The 17,047-nt window shown below is 61.7% G+C and carries 21 protein-coding genes and 1 pseudogene; 16 read left to right on the top strand and 6 right to left on the bottom strand.

The genetic code is table 11. From position 1 onward, the window contains the following. The first annotated feature begins 120 nt into the window (after positions 1-120). Positions 121-396, top strand: coding sequence for a flagellar biosynthesis anti-sigma factor FlgM (flgM, locus tag ACSSNI_RS15795; protein ID WP_102837150.1), 276 nt, complete (start codon positions 121-123; stop codon positions 394-396). Continuing rightward, positions 393-833: a flagellar export chaperone FlgN gene (flgN, locus tag ACSSNI_RS15790; protein WP_200640428.1), complete on the top strand. Its 441-nt coding sequence runs from the start codon at positions 393-395 to the stop codon at positions 831-833. Before flgM ends, flgN begins: the two co-directional genes overlap by 4 nt. A gap of 44 nt (positions 834-877) precedes the next feature. On the opposite strand, the pseudogene ACSSNI_RS15785 reads toward flgN, so the two are convergent. Continuing rightward, positions 878-1,075, bottom strand: a pseudogene (locus tag ACSSNI_RS15785) (SDR family oxidoreductase); the annotation flags it as partial. Positions 1,076-1,364: 289 nt separating this feature from the next. Here ACSSNI_RS15785 and fliD point away from each other — a divergent pair. Genes fliD through ACSSNI_RS15745 form a run of 8 tightly spaced genes read left to right on the top strand, consistent with a single transcriptional unit; the run spans position 1,365 to position 7,582 of the window. Next, positions 1,365-2,678 (top strand): flagellar filament capping protein FliD, encoded by a 1,314-nt coding sequence (fliD, locus tag ACSSNI_RS15780; RefSeq protein ID WP_200640433.1) that lies wholly within the window; start codon positions 1,365-1,367, stop codon positions 2,676-2,678. Continuing rightward, positions 2,675-3,073 carry a flagellar export chaperone FliS gene (gene fliS / locus ACSSNI_RS15775; RefSeq protein ID WP_102837147.1) on the top strand — a complete coding sequence of 133 codons (399 nt, stop codon included), beginning with the start codon at positions 2,675-2,677 and terminating at the stop codon, positions 3,071-3,073. Before fliD ends, fliS begins: the two co-directional genes overlap by 4 nt. Further along, a complete protein-coding gene (locus tag ACSSNI_RS15770; RefSeq protein WP_200640435.1) occupies positions 3,057-3,380 on the top strand; it encodes a hypothetical protein in 324 nt (107 codons plus the stop codon). The genes fliS and ACSSNI_RS15770 overlap by 17 nt, the downstream gene beginning before the upstream one ends. Beyond that, on the top strand, positions 3,377-4,552 hold the full coding sequence (locus tag ACSSNI_RS15765; RefSeq protein WP_200640441.1) for a flagellar hook-length control protein FliK: 1,176 nt from the start codon (positions 3,377-3,379) through the stop codon (positions 4,550-4,552). Before ACSSNI_RS15770 ends, ACSSNI_RS15765 begins: the two co-directional genes overlap by 4 nt. A gap of 37 nt (positions 4,553-4,589) precedes the next feature. After that, a complete protein-coding gene (locus ACSSNI_RS15760) occupies positions 4,590-5,051 on the top strand; it encodes a flagellar basal body-associated FliL family protein (protein WP_200640443.1) in 462 nt (153 codons plus the stop codon). A gap of 10 nt (positions 5,052-5,061) precedes the next feature. Beyond that, a complete protein-coding gene (locus tag ACSSNI_RS15755; protein WP_200640445.1) occupies positions 5,062-5,796 on the top strand; it encodes a FliA/WhiG family RNA polymerase sigma factor in 735 nt (244 codons plus the stop codon). Positions 5,797-5,798: 2 nt separating this feature from the next. After that, positions 5,799-6,671 carry a flagellar motor stator protein MotA gene (gene motA, locus ACSSNI_RS15750; RefSeq protein ID WP_045422662.1) on the top strand — a complete coding sequence of 291 codons (873 nt, stop codon included), beginning with the start codon at positions 5,799-5,801 and terminating at the stop codon, positions 6,669-6,671. Continuing rightward, a complete protein-coding gene (locus ACSSNI_RS15745) occupies positions 6,668-7,582 on the top strand; it encodes an OmpA family protein (RefSeq protein ID WP_200640446.1) in 915 nt (304 codons plus the stop codon). Before motA ends, ACSSNI_RS15745 begins: the two co-directional genes overlap by 4 nt. 403 nt (positions 7,583-7,985) lie before the next feature. On the opposite strand, the gene ACSSNI_RS15740 is transcribed toward ACSSNI_RS15745, so the two are convergent. The 5 genes from ACSSNI_RS15740 to flgA all read right to left on the bottom strand — a co-directional run bounded on the left by ACSSNI_RS15740 (position 7,986) and on the right by flgA (position 12,686). Continuing rightward, positions 7,986-8,468 (bottom strand): hypothetical protein, encoded by a 483-nt coding sequence (locus tag ACSSNI_RS15740; protein ID WP_148925835.1) that lies wholly within the window; start codon positions 8,466-8,468, stop codon positions 7,986-7,988. Next, a complete protein-coding gene (locus ACSSNI_RS15735) occupies positions 8,465-9,334 on the bottom strand; it encodes a transcriptional regulator (RefSeq protein WP_200640448.1) in 870 nt (289 codons plus the stop codon). Before ACSSNI_RS15735 ends, ACSSNI_RS15740 begins: the two co-directional genes overlap by 4 nt. A gap of 354 nt (positions 9,335-9,688) precedes the next feature. After that, a complete protein-coding gene (gene lafA, locus ACSSNI_RS15730; protein WP_159969351.1) occupies positions 9,689-10,615 on the bottom strand; it encodes a lateral flagellin LafA in 927 nt (308 codons plus the stop codon). Positions 10,616-10,701: 86 nt separating this feature from the next. Beyond that, positions 10,702-11,544, bottom strand: a complete 843-nt coding sequence (lafA, locus tag ACSSNI_RS15725; RefSeq protein ID WP_200640460.1) for a lateral flagellin LafA — start codon at positions 11,542-11,544, stop codon at positions 10,702-10,704. Between the two features lie 338 nt (positions 11,545-11,882). Beyond that, positions 11,883-12,686: a flagellar basal body P-ring formation chaperone FlgA gene (gene flgA, locus ACSSNI_RS15720; protein ID WP_234484693.1), complete on the bottom strand. Its 804-nt coding sequence runs from the start codon at positions 12,684-12,686 to the stop codon at positions 11,883-11,885. Positions 12,687-12,785: 99 nt separating this feature from the next. On the opposite strand from flgA, the gene flgB reads away from it, so the two are divergent. From flgB to flgG, 6 genes are read left to right on the top strand one after another with little or no spacing between them, the layout of a single operon-like run. After that, on the top strand, positions 12,786-13,151 hold the full coding sequence (flgB, locus tag ACSSNI_RS15715) for a flagellar basal body rod protein FlgB (protein WP_148925839.1): 366 nt from the start codon (positions 12,786-12,788) through the stop codon (positions 13,149-13,151). Positions 13,152-13,154: 3 nt separating this feature from the next. Then, positions 13,155-13,583: a flagellar basal body rod protein FlgC gene (gene flgC, locus ACSSNI_RS15710; RefSeq protein WP_148925840.1), complete on the top strand. Its 429-nt coding sequence runs from the start codon at positions 13,155-13,157 to the stop codon at positions 13,581-13,583. Next, on the top strand, positions 13,583-14,266 hold the full coding sequence (locus ACSSNI_RS15705) for a flagellar hook capping FlgD N-terminal domain-containing protein (RefSeq protein WP_200640470.1): 684 nt from the start codon (positions 13,583-13,585) through the stop codon (positions 14,264-14,266). Before flgC ends, ACSSNI_RS15705 begins: the two co-directional genes overlap by 1 nt. Positions 14,267-14,315: 49 nt before the next feature. Beyond that, positions 14,316-15,503 carry a flagellar hook protein FlgE gene (gene flgE / locus ACSSNI_RS15700; protein WP_200640472.1) on the top strand — a complete coding sequence of 396 codons (1,188 nt, stop codon included), beginning with the start codon at positions 14,316-14,318 and terminating at the stop codon, positions 15,501-15,503. Between the two features lie 9 nt (positions 15,504-15,512). Continuing rightward, positions 15,513-16,241 carry a flagellar basal-body rod protein FlgF gene (flgF, locus tag ACSSNI_RS15695; protein WP_200640473.1) on the top strand — a complete coding sequence of 243 codons (729 nt, stop codon included), beginning with the start codon at positions 15,513-15,515 and terminating at the stop codon, positions 16,239-16,241. Positions 16,242-16,255: 14 nt separating this feature from the next. Next, the gene (gene flgG, locus ACSSNI_RS15690; protein ID WP_148925844.1) at positions 16,256-17,041 is read left to right on the top strand and encodes a flagellar basal-body rod protein FlgG; all 786 of its coding nucleotides are present in this window, start codon (positions 16,256-16,258) and stop codon (positions 17,039-17,041) included. The last annotated feature ends 6 nt before the right edge of the window (positions 17,042-17,047 follow it).

Genomic DNA, 17,047 nt, shown 5'->3' with positions numbered 1-17,047 from the left:
GAACACGGCGCTTGGAAACGGCGTCAGGCGGCCCGCCTGTCAGCCCCAGCAAAAAAACATTTAAGGTTTGCGCCTTAGCGGTCGCTTGTTTGGCAGTAACCACTGAGTTGGAACGAAATCATGGAAATCAGCCGGCAGTTCAAGCCCGCCATTGCAATGCCCACCGAGACCGCTTCGGCGCGTCCGGCCAGTGCGCGCCCCACGGCCCAGCCTGCTGCGCGTCCGGCCACAAGCCTGCCGCTGGAGCAGATGCACGACGCCCTGCGCGCCATGCCCGAGGTCGATCTGGACCGGGTGGCGGCCATCAAGCAAGCGCTGCAGCGCGGCGAGATCTCTACCGACGTGGGTGATCTGGCCAGCAGCATGCTCAGCTATCACCGCGGAAACGATGCGTGAGCCAGCGCGATAAGCTGCTGGCAGTCGTCGATGACGATCTCCAGCAGGATTGCGGCGATTACCTCGCCTTGCGCGAGCTGATGCAGGCGCTCTACGGACGTCTGCTCGAGCGCGACGTGCCGGAGATCGACCGCATCAACCTGCAGATCACCGTGCGCGTCGAAGCCATCGCCGCGCGCGCCCAGCGACGCAGCAAGGTGCTCGCGGCTTTCGGTCTGGAAACCTCGGGTGTTGGCATGCGCCGCCTGCTGTCCAGCTGCACGGGTGAGCGCGGTGACTCCCTTCAGCAGCATTGGCGGCAAGTCGGTGATCTCGCTGTGCAGTGTCAGCAATTCAACGAGCACAACGGCAAGCTGCTCGCCATGCATCACGACATTCTTCAGCAGCTGCTCGCCTGTGGGCAGGATGCGCGGCTGTATTCGCCGCAGGCCTATTGAGGCGCAAAGACATTCGTCCGCGCTTCTGCGGATTCTCAGCTCCCGTTAGCGGCTTCAGCCACAGCTCCCTTCAGCCGTACGCCCTCCATGTAGCGCAGCGCCGCCAGCGTGCCGTGAACAAAACCCAGATAAGTCACCTCGGTGACCCGCTTGAATTCCGCGGCGCTGGTCTTGTAGACCGGCCCAAAGACCGTGGCCATGGCGGCATTGACCCATATCTCGATCGGGCCCAGCTCCGCTTCAGCGATCCACACCACGACAGCTTGTAAGAGGCGCCTTGCCGCGACAGGCCTATCGTCGCCATCAAGGAATTAATCCTTTTCGGTTTGGCCTTTAACTACCTCACTGCTGACGTCGCCTTTACAGACAGATGCTCCGCCCGCGTCGAGGCGGAAACGGCACTTCCCCGTTTCCTAGTCCTGTCATGTTGCGGAAGCCTTTTTTCTGCATGCCGTTTGCTGGAAGGCCCATATCGCGGGCGTTTCAGACCTGGCATGCAATCTGCTCTAGAAACAACAAGAGGGGATGGTGATGGCTATAAATTCCGATTACGTACAGCAGATGTCGACGCAGTTGGCGACTTACGAAGTTCAGTCGTCGCTGGATCGGCTTAACCGCAACGAGTCCCGCTACAAGGCCCAGCGTGAAGCGCTGAATTCGCTGCGCACGTCGATGACGACCTTCAAGTCCGCCATCACCAAGCTCAACAGCAGCACATCGAGCATGTTGACCAACAGTGCAACCTTCAGTCAGGAGGGTTATGCCACGGCTAGCGTGGGCACTACCGCAACGGCCGGTACCTATGACTTTTTCGTCGAGCGCCTGGCCAGCAAGCAGCAGGTCGCGGTACAGGGCTTGGTCGATGGCAGCCTGAGCGGCACCCTGACGCTGAATGCCCAATCGTTCGACCTCAGCCAGTACGCCACGCTTGGCGATGCCGCCACGGCGATCAACGACGCCGGTCTCGGTGTGCAAGCGACCCTGGTGCGCAGCAACGGCGCGGTCAGTCTGGTCGTCAGCAGTGAGCAAACCGGCGCCGCCAATGCCTTCAGCCTCAGCATGGCGGGCAACGCTGCCGCGACCACGACCGCGCTATCGACTGCCCAGGACGCGATGGTTCGTATGGGTGGCAGCTATGGCGCGGGCGGCATCGAGCTGACCAGCGCCAGCAACACTTTTACTGACGTCATCGACGGCGTAAGCCTGACCGTGAGCAAGACGCATGCGGCGACCGACACCCCGCTGACCGTCACGGTGGGCCAGGACAAAGCCGGCACACAGGCCAAGGCACAGACATTCATCGACGCCTTCAACGCCCTGATGACCAGTTTCGATTCGCTGACCGCCAGCGGCAGCGGCAGCGATAGCGCCAAACGCGGCGCCCTGGCCGGCGATTCCAGCGTGCGTTCCATCGAAAGCCGCCTCAACAGCCTGTTGCGTGCCGACTTCGGCGGCAAGAGCCTGATCGAATTCGGCATCAGCGCCGACCGTAACGGCAAGCTGACGATCGATGCCAAGCGTTTCGAGGCCGCCGTAGCCAACGATCCTGCGGGCTTCGAGGAGCTGTTCACCGGCACCGACAAGCTGCTGGAGAGCATGGACAAGACTGTTGCCAGCTACACCAGCAGCACCAACGGCCTGCTGAAGAGCCGCATGGACACGCTGGACATGAGCCTGCGCCGCATCGACGAGCAGTTCGAGACGCTCCAGCAGCAGTACGACACCCATTACAGCCGCTACCTGCGGCAGTTCACCAGCATGATGCAGACCATGCAGAGCATGGAGCAGACCAGCGGAATGTTCTCGATGCCCACCACATCGCAAGCTAACGGATTGTTCTCATGAACAGCTATCACCCCAACGACAGTTATGACAGCTACCGCTCGGTAGACCTCGAGGCACGTGCTGCCTCGGCTTCGCCCTACGAACTGGTGCTGGTGCTGATGGACGGCCTGCTGGACGAGCTGGCCCGCGCCCGCGGCCACATCGAGCACAAACGGTACCAGCAGAAGGGCGTATCGCTGGAAAAGTGCATGAACATCCTCAACGGCCTCAACGGTGCGCTCGATGAAGAGGGCGGCGGCGAGGTGGTTCAAGGGCTGGCGCGGCTGTACGAGTACTGCATCTACCGGCTCTCGGACGTCAGCGTGTCGCTGTCGCTGGAAGGGCTGGACGAAGTGATCAACCTGCTCGGCATTCTCCGAGAGGGCTGGGAGGGCGTCAGTGCCGCCCGTAAGTGACAGCGAGCGCCTGATGGCGCTGCACGGCGAATTGCAGGCGGCGTTGCAGAGCAATGACTGGACCGCCGTGGCCACGGTTGATGCGGCGATTCGTCAGTGTCTCGAAACACTGGCCGGTCGGCTTGAACTGGACGAGCCGACGCACGCGGCCAAGAGCCGCCTCAAGCAGCTCCACGGGGAAGGCCTGCAAGCCTGCGCCGAAGAGTGCGAGCGTCTGCGCCTGCTGCTGTTGAACCACCTCGAGCACGCCGAAGGGCGTGCCGCCTACCAGCGCATTGATATGTTCCAAGCCGGAGACAAGGGATGATGATCCAGTCGATATCAGCAACGCGTACGGCAGCCAGTGGCGAATCCGCGGTGCCGGTTGCTGCGCGTGCGAGCCACGGCGGGCAGGCCACTGTTGGTCAAGCCATGGCTGGCAATGCCATGCGCGGTTTCGGCGAGCGCATGCTGCTGGCGTCGAGCGCGGGTGACGATCTGTCTTCCGAAATTGCTGCCCCCTCGCTGCAAGGCCCACTGCCGGTGTTGGCGGCCGAGCAGGGTCAGGTGCTGCAGGCAGACGGCAGTGTCAGCCAGGGCAATGAAGCGCCCCAGGAGTTGACCCCTGAGCAATGGTTGCTGGGCATGATCGATCAGCAACTGGCCGAAATTCAGGCGCGTGATGCAGCACAGCCGGGCGCCGCGCCTGCGCCACAGGCGCTTCCGCAAGCCACCACAGCGACCCCCGACGATCTGCTGAGCGCATTGCCGGGGCAGATCCAGATGACTGACGCCCCGCTCAATGCGGTGCCGGGCGATTCGCTGGACATCGCAAAGATGACCGTTCAGGGCCGCACCGTTGAGCTGAACCCGGTGGCGACGGCCATGCCCAAGCCCATCGTCGAGATGAGTGTCGGCCAATCCCTGGCCGCCGCAGTCACGTCGGCCGATGCCATGCCGGCTGCGTCGCTGGACTCACTTCTGGAGGTCGCTGAGCCACTGGAAGCGGGCGACCCTCTGGCCGCGACGGTCGAGCGCGGACAAGGCGCGCCGCTGCAGTCTGCGGACCGTGCGCTGAAGTTGCAGGCACCGGAGGCCAAGTGGGGCGAGCAGATGCTCCACGCCTTGCGCGAAAACGTCGATCTGCAAATCCAGCAGAAGATCCAGAGCGCCACCATTCGCCTCGACCCACCCGAACTGGGCAGCATGGAAATCCTGCTCAGCCACGAGTCGGGTCGGCTAAACGTACAACTGTCCGCAGCGAACGCCGATGTGGCGCGCCTGCTGCAGCAAACCAGTGACCGTCTGCGCCAGGAGCTGGTGGGCCAGCATTTCGTCCAGGTCAACGTGCAGGTCGGCGCCGACAGCGGCGGTCAGCAGGGCCAGCAGCGCCAACGTCCCGTGCTGGCAGGGGAAGAAACACCTCTGGCGGCCCGCCCGCATGAGCAGGCGCCGGAACGGGAAAGTGCCCGGCCCCGTGATGTTCTGGTGACGGTCTGAGCCGATTCAACCTAATTAGCCATTTTGTGAGTGTGTTATGTCGACGCCCCGTATTGTTCTGCTGATGCTGTTGCTCAACGTCCTGACCGTTGCCGGTGGCGTTGGCGCCAGCTACTGGCTGCTCAAGCCCGGCCTGGAAGGCTCCAGCTCGGGCGAAGTCGCGGAGGCTGAACCGGTCGAGCCTTCGGAGTACGTGTTCTTCCCGGTGCAGAAAATCATCGTCAGCGTGCGCGGCGACGGACGTGAGCACTACTTCGTGCTGGACCTGGCACTGCAGGCGGAGGTATCTGACGAGCCACCGAAATTCGAGCAGGCCGAGCCCATCGTGCGTAACTCGGTGGTGGGCTACCTGTCGTCCCTGCCTTTCGATGAATTGCGTGGGTTGAAGATCGGCGAGCTGCAGGAGCGTCTGGAGAAGGCGCTCTTCGCCGACTTCGCCGGCAAGAACGCAGCGGTGCCCTTCGAGCACGTGCTGGTCAACAAGCTAATCGTGCAGTAAAGGCCCCGCCATGAGTGCCACTTGCCCCATCGACTACTACGGCGCTACGCCGGCTGCCCCTTCGGTGTTCGCACCGGCGGTCGAGCAGCGTTGGCTGATGCAGTACCTGCCGCTGGTCAAACGCATCGTTCGCCAGCTGTCACTGCAGGCCAACCAGGTGCTCGACCGCGAGGACATGGAGCAGATCGGCATGATGGGGCTGCTCGAAGGTTTGCGTCGTTACGGCGAGCCGGACGAAGGCTTCGGCAAGTTCGCGTCCCTGCGTATTCGTGGCGCGATTCTTGATGAGCTGCGCCGCCAGGACTGGCGTCCGCGCCAGGTTCGCCAACAGGCACACAAGGTGCGCGATGCGATCCGCGACCTGTCACGACAGCTGGGCCACGAACCCAGCGACGAGGAAATCAAGGCCCACACCGGCCTTGATGAAAAGGAGTACCAGGCGTACCTCTGTGCGGATTCATCAGAGGCCATCGAGAGCCTCGACGAGCTGCTGCAGAGCGGCCACGAGCATTTCCCGGACACCACCGAGCTGTTCGAGGAGCGTCTGATCAAGGAGCGCGTCTTGGCGCAGGCGCTGGCACGGCTGGACGAGCGTGAGCGCCTGGTGCTGACGCTGTATTACCAGCACGAACTGAGCCTGAAAGAAATTGCCCTGGTGCTGGAAGTCAGCGATGCCCGGGTCTGTCAGCTGAGCAAACAGGCGATCGGCAAGGCCTGCCGATTCCTAACCGAGAGAAGTCAGTAGTCATGCAGAAAGTATTAGGCGCCTTCATCATCATCGGCTGCGTGCTGGGCGGCTACGCCATGGCGCACGGCGACATGCGCATGCTCTGGCAACCGGCCGAGGTGGTCATCATTCTCGGCGCCGCGCTTGGCAGTCTGGTCGTGGGCAACCCCAAGGAAGTCCTGATCGAGATGCTGCATCAGATCAAGGGCGTCTTCTCCTACCAGCGTCGTGGCGAGGAATTTCAGCGGCAGTTGCTGATGCTGCTCTACGAACTGCTGGAAATGGTCGACGTCGGCGGCCTCAAAGTGCTCGATTCGCATATCGAAGAACCGGAGCAGAGCGACCTCTTTGTTCGCTACCCGCTGATCCTTCAGGAAAAGAACCTGATGGCATTCATCGCGGACAACTTCCGCCTGATGGCCATGGGCAAGATCAGCGCGCACGAGCTGGAGGGTTTCCTCGAGCAAGAACTCGAAGCCATGGAACATGCCCTGCTGCAGCCGGCGCGTTCCCTGCACAAGATCGGCGAAGCCATGCCTGGCTTCGGCATCCTTGCGGCGATCATGGGCATCATCATCACCATGGGCAGTATCGGTGGCAGCGTCGCAGAAATCGGTGCACACGTGGCTGCGGCCCTGGTAGGCACCTTCCTCGGCATCTTCTTCTGTTACTGCCTGATGGACCCGCTTTCCAACGCCATGAGCCAGCGGATCAAGACCGAACTCTCTGCGCTCGAATGCGTGCGCACCACCCTTGTCGCCCACGTGGCCGGCAAGCCCACACTGCTGGCGGTCGACGCCGGTCGCAAGCTGATCGAGCAGGACGTCAAGCCCGCTTTCCGCCAGCTGGAAAAATGGGTGACCCAGTACGAGGAAGAAAGGGACGCCGCATGAGGAGCCGGGACAAGAACAAGGGCGGCGGCGAGCACGAGATCATTATCAAGCGCCGCGGCAAGAAGGGTCACGGCGACGAGCATGGCGGTGCCTGGAAGGTGGCCTTTGCCGACTTCACCCTGGCGATGATGGCGCTGTTCATGGTGCTGTGGATCATCCAACCGCAGATGAATCAGACCAACCCGTCCTATGGCGAGATGGAGAGCAATCCGTTGGTCGATGGCGGGGCGGGTATCTTCGACGGCACCAGCACCTCACCGCTGGAACTCGACGGCGTACCGGTGCGCCCACCGCAGGCCGAAGAAACCGACCGCATCGACGGGAAAAGCGACCAGGACGGCAGCCATAACTACGGTTCGACCGAAGAGCTGAAGAAGCTCGCCGAGCTGATGCGTGAGGTCGCCAGCGAAGTCGATGCACTGGCCAACCTGGAAGTGGACGTGGTTCCGCAGGGGCTGCGCATTCTCATCAAGGACGACCAGCAGCGCTTCATGTTTCAGCGCGGTAGCGCGACCCTCAATCCGCATTTTCAGAAGCTGCTGGGCGTACTCGCCGGCGTACTGGCAAAGGTGGATAACAAACTGATCATCAGCGGCCATACCGATGCCACGCCCTATCGGCAGAAGAACGGTTACAACAACTGGAATCTGTCCGGGGATCGTGCCCTGCGCGCCCGCAATGCGCTGGTCGATGCCGGTCTCGGTGAACGCGCGGTGCTGCAGGTGACCGCTCAGGCCGACGTCATGCCGCTGCAGCCCGAAGATCCGCAGAACGGTGCTAACCGCCGAGTGGAAATTCTGCTGCTCACCGCTTCGGCCGAGGCGCTGTACAAAGAATTGTTCGGTGACAGCTACGGCAAGGTCCGCTTCTCCGAGAGCGGCGCGAGCTATAGCGGAGCGGCTACAAACTGATAGGTCATTGAGCGCCCGCTTGAGGCGGGTTGCAGGTCTACGGAGCGAGCGCCTCAGCCCCATTGATTGCGAGCAAGCTCAATCCAAACAGGTAGGGCAATGTAGGCCGCAGCGCCGGGGCGAGGCTCCTTGATTCGAACCCGGGAATTTGCTGTTTGTAGGAGACAGCTTGCTGGCGAATCGGCATCGAGGATGCCGCAATCCTCGATGCACGCCGCACCCTCATTCGCGAGCAGGCTCGCCCCTACAAGTGCGCGATGCAAGTATCGGCTTCGGCATTTTATCTAGCGAAGATCCCACCCGTACGAGCCAGTTACCGGCAGCGCGTCTAGCGTCGGATTGATCATGACGTGCCGACAGCCCATTACTACCACGCGTTATCGCAATTGCTGGCCGCCCTGCTTCATCCGCGGTTGGGGTGATCGTCAGCGCAATAAACCTGTCGGGTTTCTACGCCGTATAGGCACGAGCCGACCTGCTCGAGCGTGATGCGCGCCCCTTTGTGCGAGCCGTAGAACAGGTTGAACACCAGGTCATCGTCCATTTCGTCCTTTGATCCCAGGCCGTGCACCTGGCCTTCTTCCACGACCAGCGATGCCCGTCCGAGCAGATCGGTTTCCAGGCGACCGGACGCCTCGACGATGGCCGGCGCGTTGCGCGTCATGGAATAAAAGCGGCCCTTGTTGAAGACCAGGCTCTGACTGACCTTGAGGGTTGTGCCGTCGCTCAGCAGTACTCGCCCGCTGGAACTGTAGTGGCCATCGAGGCTCGACGAAGCCGTTCCGGTGGTGCCCATCGCCACGAACGCCCATAGCAGCAGCGCAGCAGGCGCCATCACCCGCAGCATGCGTTTGCCGACTGCGCCGGTCTCGTTCTGGCTATTCATTGCAGGCACTCTTGTAAATGGTCACTGGGAATCGTCTGGACGCGGCTCTTGTGAACCTTGAGCCAATTGACCCGGCCGTCATCTTGCAGGCAACGAATCTCGTAGAAACCCGGGGACATGTTGACGATAAGACGGGCCGGTTCGGCACTCATGTTGGCCATGGTATCGACCAGAGGTCGGGTTTCCTTAACCAGCGAGTCGAGAAGGTGCTGGCTCTTCTCCACGTAAAGCACTTCGAGCGCGCCAGCATCGACCGTCTGCATGAACGAGGGTACCGAGCTGCTGGCCAGGCGAAAGCCAAGCGTTGCCAGGCCCAGCAGCACCATCATGCCTGTACCGGCAAGCGCGAAGGTCTGCCATGAACGGTGCCGGCGTCTCGGTTTAGGCTGCTCGGTGATTGGCAGGGTGCTCGGGGCCGGCGACTCCACCACTACCGCGCCGGCGCCCGCCGAAACGACCGCTACTGGCGCGGCTTCAATTGAAGGCTGCAATTGATCCTTCAGGTATTGCGGGTTGAACAGGTAGCCGCGGCGCGGCAATGTCTGGATGATCTGGTTCCCAGAATCGAACAGGGCCTGGCGAAGCGTGTAGATCTGCTGATTAAGGCTGCCCTGGCCAACTACCCGTCCCTCCCAGGCATAAGTCATCAGCTCCTCACGTGATACAACCTCGCCGGGCGCCTGCAGCAGACGCTCCAGCACACGGCTGCCGGAAAAACCCAGGTCGAGTGTATCTTCGTGTTCATCGTCGACCCGCACGAGCTGATACAACGAGCGATCGAAGCGCGCTGTACAGCTGGCCCGGCCCGTTTTCAACAAGGGACAGACAAGGGCATCGGTGGCCTGAGGGGTCAGAGATGAGGACATGAGCGCCTGGGTTCGAATTTCGCGAAGACAAGGTTTTACCGGTGTGATCACCTTGGCAAAACGAGACGGCGGCATATTGGCGCCGTTTTTTTGATCATGCAAGGCGGTTGCACCAAAAAGGCGCCGAACGGCCATCGAGTCTGCAGAGCAAATGCTGAGTGCAACAGGGCAGATAGAGGTGCTACAGCTGCCGTCAGCGGCTTAATTCGGCCTATCTTGTGATGTGTTCTCTCGCTCAATCATCACAGCCGTTTGTCGGAGCATGCCCGTTCGGGTATTCCCAGAAACGAAAAGCCCCGACGAGTCGGGGCTTTTCATTGCCGGTCAATGGCGACCGGCGATGTTGTGTACCGCTTAGCCCAGCAGGCCCATGACCATGCCTGGCATCTGACCAGCTTGCTTGAGCATGGAGATGCCCGACTGCATGAGCATGGAGTTCTTGCTCATGTTGGCGCTTTCGATGGCGAAGTCAGCATCCATGATCCGGCCCTTGGCCATCTCGGTGTTGTCCTTCATGTTCGCCAGGTTGTTGTTTACGTGGTTCAGGCGGTTGATGCTCGAACCGAACTGCGCACGCACTTCACCGAGCGAGTTAAGCACTGTTTCCAGTTTGGTAATGCTGGCGTTGGCGTTGTTGACTGCTGTCTCAGGCGGGCCAGCAGTGATTGTGGCGATTTCGGTACCCACTGCAGCGGCACCGTTTGCAGTGAAAATAGCGGATGCGGCACCCAGGTTGGTAGCCAGCGTGCCAAGTTTGGCAGAAGCATTGACTACCATCGTCTCGCTTGCGCTGGAGCCAATCTGAAAGGTCACGCCTGCGGCCAGGCCGAATTTACCGGTGGCACCATCATTAGTAGTGCCGTTGCTGAACAGGCCTTCACCGGCGTACTTGGTGTTCTTGAATATGTTCAGCAGCTCTTTACCCAGTTCGTCGTACTCGGACTGGATCGACTTGAGGTCAGCAACGCCATTGGTGCCGTTGGCAGCCTGAGTCGCCAAGTCCTTCATGCGCTGGGTAATGTCGGTCATTTCGCTGAAGGCGCCTTCGGCGGTCTGCAGCATTGAGGTCGCGTCGCCGGTGTTGCGCATTGCGACACCCATGCCGCGGCTCTGGGCGTTCAGCCGGGTTGCGATCTGTAGACCAGCGGCGTCATCAGCTGCCGAATTAATGCGCAGGCCAGTGCCCAGGCGCTGCTGGTTGGTGGCCAGGGAGCTGTTTGACTTGTTCAGCGCGGTGTTGGTGGTTAGCGCGGAATAGTTGGTATGAATGGACAGTGCCATGGTCTAAATCCTTCTGATTAGCGAGCGTTCAGCTCGTAAAAGCGCGGTGCGGCGAACCATTCGAGGGGTCGCCGCGAGCGGGTGGTTTAACCCAGCAGGCCCATGACCATGCCCGGCATCTGGCCAGCTTGCTTGAGCATGGAAATACCCGACTGCATGAGCATCGAGTTCTTGCTCATGTTGGCGCTTTCGATGGCGAAGTCGGCATCCATGATCCGGCCCTTGGCCATATCAGTGTTGTCCTTCATGTTCGCCAGGTTGTTGCTGGTGTGGTTCAGACGGTTGATGTTGGCGCCGAACTTGGCACGCATCGAACCGACGTTGTTCAATGCTGTTTCCAACGCGGTGATAGTGGTACCGGCGTTTGCCGCTGTGTCCATGGTGCCGGCCTGGACAGTAGTGGTCAGCTCGGTGCGCAGTGCCGTCATGTCGGCGGTAACGTCCATGGTCAGCTTCTCGGCAGCGGAAGCACCGATCTGGAAGTTGACTGCTGCGGAGAACTTGCCGCCAGCTGCGAACAGTGCTTCACCGGCGTACTTTGTGTTGTTGACGATGTTGACCAGCTCTTTGCCCAGCTCGTCGTACTCGGACTTCAGCGAGGTGCGGTCGGATACGCCGTTGGTGTCGTTCGCGGCCTGGGTCGACAGATCCTTCATGCGCTGCAGAATGTCGGTGACTTCGCTGAAGGCGCCTTCTGCGGTCTGCAACATCGAGGTTGCGTCGCCTACGTTGCGCATGGCGACGCTCATGCCGCGGCTTTGAGCGTTCAGGCGGGTAGCGATCTGCAGGCCGGCGGCGTCATCGGCAGCGGAGTTAATGCGCAGGCCGGTGCCCAGGCGCTGCTGGTTGGTGGCCAGGGAGCTGTTTGACTTGTTCAGTGCCGTGTTAGTGGTCAGCGCGGAGTAGTTGGTGTGAATGGACAGTGCCATGAAGATGATCCTTTTTGCGTTGGGCTGTTAGGAGCTGGCTTGACTGCCTGCTGAAAGGGAAGGGCGACAGCACTGCGCAAGGGATTAAATCCTGACGTCAAAAAATGTTGTTAGTTGCTGTTGGAACGGTCCGATCAGTCGGTGGGAACTTGTTTGTCCGAGGCGAAAACGGCGTCAATTCTCGTTCTTGTAGGAGCCAGCTTGCTGGCGATTGGAGCTGCACCGCCGATGATCGTGAGCAAGCTTGCTCCTAAAGGGCATGCTTTAGAGCGTTGATGATGCTCCGGACATGGGCGTTACCAGAGAGGCTCCACGATCGGCCTCTTTCCGCGTCCGTTCTAAAACGTACTAGTGACCACCCCGCTCTCAATCACCTTCGCGTCGATCACCTTGCCGCTACCGACATTGCGAACCCGAATAACGTCGCCTGGCTGACCATCGGCCAAGGCTTCGCCGGAGGTGGAGGCTTGGATGCCGTCGTTGCTGGCGACGATCTTCACCGGCTGGCCGCGTTTGACCGCCATGGCCTGTTCGAGCAGCGCCGGGGTGATGGTCTGTCCTGCGCGGATGCGGCGTTTGGCAGCCTGGCCGACCACCTCTTCGATTCGGTTGTAGTACCCACGCCGGGCCTTGGCGATGTTGATCCGCTGCAGCTTGAGGTCGCCCGCCGTCAGCGTCTGGCCGCGGTCGATGATGCCCTCGGCATGAACGGCTGGAAGAAACACGTGGGCTTGGCCGGTGGCGTTCGTCGACCAACCGGGGGCGTCGACGCAGCGAATCTGCAGGTTCTGCCGGTCCATGGCCGACGGCGCTTCGCCTGTCGCTTGGACCAGAAGCGCTTCGGAGCAGCGCGACAAGTTGGTTGCGCTGGCAGGCACGCTGATCTCGTAGCGCAGTTGCATGCCTTGCCAGCTCTGACGCGCGGCCTGCTGTTCGAGCATCAGCCGCAAGTGATTCTCCACGGCCTGTTGGACTTGTGTCGTGGCGTCCGCGTGCGCCTGCGGCACGAGACTCAGCAGCAGAAGGATGACGACCAGCCATGCGGAAGTGGCTTTTCCGCTTCCGCATGGCCGCCTTTCACCAAGCGGAAAGAAATGCTTGGTGCGTTCCGCTCCGATCGACTTTTCAGCTATGTAAATCAAGGGCTTACCTGTATCTGTGGGTTCGGCACGCTTTCTGCAAAACATCTGCAAAGCGGTGGGCTGGGTTCAGCCCGCACAGGCTGCAAAGGGTATCGGTAAATGAGTATACGGATTGATGAGGCGCTGGGCGTTCACGAGCGCGCCCTCGGTTTGCGCATGCAGCGCAGCGAGATTCTCGCGGCGAACCTGGCCAACGAAGACACCCCGGGCTTTCAGGCGCGGGACATCGATTTCAGCAAGGAAATGCAGCGGCTCGACAGCAGCACCTCGCCGCGCGCCAGCCTCGCCGGGACCGATCCGCGCCTGCTGTTTCGCGTGCCGGGACAGGCCTCGCAGGACGGCAATACCGTCGAGCTGTCGACCGAGCAGGCGCAGTTCTCGCGTAACTCGATGGATTTCCAGACCAGCCTGACCTTCGTCACGATGAAATTTCGTGGTTTGAAGCAAGCCATCGAGGGCCGTTAAGCCATGTCATTCGATTCCATCTACCGCATCGCCGGCTCGGCAATGAACGCCCAGACCGTGCGTCTGAACACGGTGGCGAGCAACCTGGCCAACACCGATTCGGCCGCCAACAACGCCGCCGACGTCTACCAGGCGCGCAAGCCGATGTTCGCGGCCGTGTACGAGAACAACTCGCTGACCCGCGGCGTCGGCCTCGGCGGCGCTCATGTGCAGGTACTCGACGTGGTCACCTCCGGCGCCGAGCCCAAGCGCCGCTACGAGCCGGGCAATCCGCTGGCGGATGGCAAAGGCTACGTCTACTACCCCGACATCAACGAGATCGAAGAGATGACCGACATGATGTCGGCCACGCGCAGCTTCGAGACTGGTGTCGAGGTGCTCAACCGCGTCAAAAGCATGCAGCAGAGCCTGCTGCGGCTGGGAGAATCCTGATGGCGGTGACCAATAACCTTCAGGGCAGCGGTCTGTCCGGCAGCCATGCCAGTGACCTGCCGAAGCAGGCGGTGAACGTCAGCGATTCCATGCAGATGGAAAACAACTTCATCAGCCTGATGGTCGCGCAGATCAAGTATCAGGACCCGACCAAGCCGGTCGACAGCACCGAGTTTCTCAACCAGTTCTCGGCCATGTCTCAGGTCAAGAGCATGGAGAACCTCGCCACCGTGGCGAAGAACAACCTGGTTTTGACCGACAACCTGCAGACCCTGACGGCCGCTGGCCTGGTTGGGCAGCAAGTCAGTGTTGCAATCGAGTCGTTGGATCTCGGTGGGCAGGCCGTCAGCGGCGGCTTCGACCTGAGTCATGCCTCGCCCCGCACCGCATTGCTGCTGACCGACTCCAACGGAGCCCAGACGCGCATCGAGTTGGGCGCGCAGTCCGCGCGCAAGGTGCCCTTCGTCATCGATCCGGCCAAGCACGGCCTGCGCGATGGCAAATACAGCGTGAGCATTGAGTCGGAAAACGGCGAGTTCCCACAGGTGGAAGTCGCCGGTCAGGTCTCGAACGTGCGCGTCAGCGCCGAAGGCCCGGTGCTGCAAGTGAAGGGCGTCGGTTCGGTGCCTTTCTACAACATCCTCGAATTCGCCCAGGCTGACGCCGGGCTGCTCGGCGGCTGAGTCCCTGGGCTCGCCAGTGTTCATTTCCTTTTAAGTACGAGATCAGCCCATGAGCTTCAACATCGCCCTGACCGGCCTGTCCGCCGTCAATGAACAACTCAACACCATCGGCAACAACATCGCCAACGCCGGCACCGTGGGCTTCAAGTCCTCGCGCGCCAACTTCGGTAGCCTCTACGCCGAGAGCCAGGCCATGGGCGTCGAAGTCACCGGCACCAGCCAGAGCATCAGCCAGGGCGGCGCCCTGACCACCACCAACCGCAGCATGGACCTGGCCATTTCCGGCGGCGGCTTCTTCGTCACCCGTGCGAGCAACGGCGATGTGAGCTACACCCGTGCCGGGGTGTTCGGCACCGATAAGGACAGCTACCTGACCAACAGCCTCGGCCAGCGCCTGCAGGGCTACCCGGCCGACGCCACCGGCAACCTGCAAACCGGTACCGTCAGCGACCTGCAGCTCAAGGCCGGGGGACTGCCCGCCAAGGCCACTGACGAGCTGAGCTTTGTCGCCAACCTGGATGCTAACCAGGAAGTACCGGCAGTAGCCTTCGATCCGCTGGTTGCCGACAGCTACAACTCCACCTACACCACCAAGCTGTACGACTCCCAGGGCAAGGAACATACCCTGACCCAGTACTTCGCCAAGACCGCTGACAACAGCTGGAACGCTCACTATTACGTCGACGGCGCCGCCATCGCCGGCCCGCAAGCGCTGACCTTTGACGGCGCTGGCACGCTGGCCGCGCCCATTGGCAAGGTCCCGCTGAACGCCGCTCTGACCGGCGGCGTCGATCCGCTGGCCATTCAGCTCGACTACAGCGGCACCAGCCAGTACGGCTCGGAATTCAGCGTCACCAGCAACCGCGCCACCGGCTATTCGGCGGGCGAGCAGACCGGCATGAGCGTCGAGAAGGACGGCAAGGTCTACGCCAGCTATTCCAACGGTGAGCGTCTGCTCCAGGGCCAGGTTGTGTTGGCCACCTTCGTCAACGCCGAAGGCCTGAAGAACATCAGCGGCACCGCCTGGACCGAAACCGCTGCCTCCGGCGCGGCCATGCTCGGTGCGCCGGGCGTCGGCCAGTACGGCAGCCTGGCCAGCGGCGCGCTGGAAAGCTCCAACGTCGACCTCACCCAGCAGCTGGTAGGCCTGATGGAAGGCCAGCGTAACTACCAGGCCAACACCCAGGTCATTTCCACTAACAAAGAACTGACCCAGGTTCTGTTTAGCGCACTCTGAGGCTGATCCATGGATCGTTTGGGATACACGGCGATGACCGCTGCCAGCCGCACGATGATGTCGCTGCAGGTGCGCTCGAACAACCTCGCCAACGTCAACACGCCGGGCTTTCGCGCCGACCTCGAGCGCGCCCAGGCCGTGGCGGTAGAAGGCTACGGCTACGACAGCCGACACATGGCGGTGGTCGACAACAACGGCGTCAGCCTCGCCGCTGGCCCGATGGTCGCCACCGGCCGCGATCTGGATTTCGCGGTCAAGGGCACCGGTCTGATCGTCCTGCAGGACGGCGAAGGTGAAGCCTACACCCGTCAGGGCAGCATGCAGGTCGATGCCGAGGGTCGCCTGACCCTCAATGGCCGCGCCGTGATGGGCGAGGGTGGGCCGATCGAGCTACCCGAACATGAACGGGTTGAAATCGGCAACGACGGCACGGTGTCGATCATGGCGCCGGGCGACTGGATGATGGCCGAGGTTGACCGCATCCGCCTGGTCGACGTAGCGGCTGCCGACCTGATGAAGAACGAGGCTGGCCTGCTGGTGACGCGCAACGGCGAACCGGCCGCGCCCAGCGAAGACGTGCGCCTGGCCAGCGGTTTTCTCGAGTCGAGCAACGTCTCGGCGATCGACGAACTGGCCTCGACCATGAGCCTCAACCGCCTGTTCGAAACCCAGGTAAAGATGATGAAAGCCGCCGAGGACCTCTCCGACGCCGGCAACCGAATGATCCGCGGCAGCTGATCGGGAGATAACGCATGAATTCCGCACTTTGGGTCAGCAAGACCGGCCTGGCCGCCCAGGACACCGCGATGGCGACCGTCGCCAACAACCTGGCCAACGTCAATACCAATGGTTTCAAGAGCGACCGCGCGGTCTTCGAAGACTTGTTCTACAGCATCGAAAAGCAGCCGGGTGCTCAGGCGGACGAGATCAACACCGTGCCGTCCGGTATCCAGCTAGGCAGCGGCGTGCGTGTTGCCGGCACCCAGAAGGTCTTCACCGAGGGCAGCATCCAGACCACCGGTCAGCCGATGGACCTGGCGATTGTCGGCCGAGGCTTCTTTCAGGTCGAGTCGCCTAACGGTGACATCCTCTACACCGAGAACGGTCAGTTTCAGCTTAACGCTGAAGGTGTGATGGTCAACGCTCAAGGCCTGCCGTTGGCGCCGGCCATTGAAGTGCCGCAGGGCAGCACCGGCTTCACCGTCGGCGCCGATGGCATTGTCACCGCCGTGCTGGCCGGTGACACCCTGCCGTCGGAGCTGGGCCAGATCACCCTGGTTAACTTCACCAATCCGGGTGGCCTGGAAGCGCTCGGCGGTAACCTCTATCGCGAAAGCGTTGCCAGCGGTGAAGCCGTCGAAGGCGTACCGGGCGAAGAGGGCCTCGGCCAGCTCAAGCAAGGCGTACTGGAAGGCTCCAACGTGCAAGTGGTCGAGGCCATGGTGGCGATGATCGCCATCCAGCGCGCCTACGAGGCCAACGCCAAGGTTCTCGATGCCGCCAGCGGCATGCAGCAGTTCCTCAACCAGACCGTCTGAGAATCG

The sequence above is a fragment of the Stutzerimonas tianxiuensis genome (genome assembly GCF_053470365.1).
Note: the sequence above shows the minus strand (reverse complement) of the source record. Positions and strands in the feature narration are given on the sequence as shown.

Excerpts from the sequence above, each read along its gene's own strand:
- flgM (WP_102837150.1), top strand. The coding sequence starts at position 121 with ATGGAAATCAGCCGGCAGTTCAAGCCCGCCATTGCAATGCCCACCGAG.
- fliD (WP_200640433.1), top strand. The coding sequence starts at position 1,365 with ATGGCTATAAATTCCGATTACGTACAGCAGATGTCGACGCAGTTGGCG.
- fliS (WP_102837147.1), top strand. The coding sequence starts at position 2,675 with ATGAACAGCTATCACCCCAACGACAGTTATGACAGCTACCGCTCGGTA.
- ACSSNI_RS15765 (WP_200640441.1), top strand. The coding sequence starts at position 3,377 with ATGATGATCCAGTCGATATCAGCAACGCGTACGGCAGCCAGTGGCGAA.
- ACSSNI_RS15760 (WP_200640443.1), top strand. The coding sequence starts at position 4,590 with ATGTCGACGCCCCGTATTGTTCTGCTGATGCTGTTGCTCAACGTCCTG.
- ACSSNI_RS15755 (WP_200640445.1), top strand. The coding sequence starts at position 5,062 with ATGAGTGCCACTTGCCCCATCGACTACTACGGCGCTACGCCGGCTGCC.
- motA (WP_045422662.1), top strand. The coding sequence starts at position 5,799 with ATGCAGAAAGTATTAGGCGCCTTCATCATCATCGGCTGCGTGCTGGGC.
- ACSSNI_RS15745 (WP_200640446.1), top strand. The coding sequence starts at position 6,668 with ATGAGGAGCCGGGACAAGAACAAGGGCGGCGGCGAGCACGAGATCATT.
- ACSSNI_RS15740 (WP_148925835.1), bottom strand. The coding sequence starts at position 8,468 with ATGAATAGCCAGAACGAGACCGGCGCAGTCGGCAAACGCATGCTGCGG.
- ACSSNI_RS15735 (WP_200640448.1), bottom strand. The coding sequence starts at position 9,334 with ATGTCCTCATCTCTGACCCCTCAGGCCACCGATGCCCTTGTCTGTCCC.
- lafA (WP_159969351.1), bottom strand. The coding sequence starts at position 10,615 with ATGGCACTGTCCATTCATACCAACTATTCCGCGCTAACCACCAACACC.
- lafA (WP_200640460.1), bottom strand. The coding sequence starts at position 11,544 with ATGGCACTGTCCATTCACACCAACTACTCCGCGCTGACCACTAACACG.
- flgB (WP_148925839.1), top strand. The coding sequence starts at position 12,786 with ATGAGTATACGGATTGATGAGGCGCTGGGCGTTCACGAGCGCGCCCTC.
- flgC (WP_148925840.1), top strand. The coding sequence starts at position 13,155 with ATGTCATTCGATTCCATCTACCGCATCGCCGGCTCGGCAATGAACGCC.
- ACSSNI_RS15705 (WP_200640470.1), top strand. The coding sequence starts at position 13,583 with ATGGCGGTGACCAATAACCTTCAGGGCAGCGGTCTGTCCGGCAGCCAT.
- flgE (WP_200640472.1), top strand. The coding sequence starts at position 14,316 with ATGAGCTTCAACATCGCCCTGACCGGCCTGTCCGCCGTCAATGAACAA.
- flgF (WP_200640473.1), top strand. The coding sequence starts at position 15,513 with ATGGATCGTTTGGGATACACGGCGATGACCGCTGCCAGCCGCACGATG.
- flgG (WP_148925844.1), top strand. The coding sequence starts at position 16,256 with ATGAATTCCGCACTTTGGGTCAGCAAGACCGGCCTGGCCGCCCAGGAC.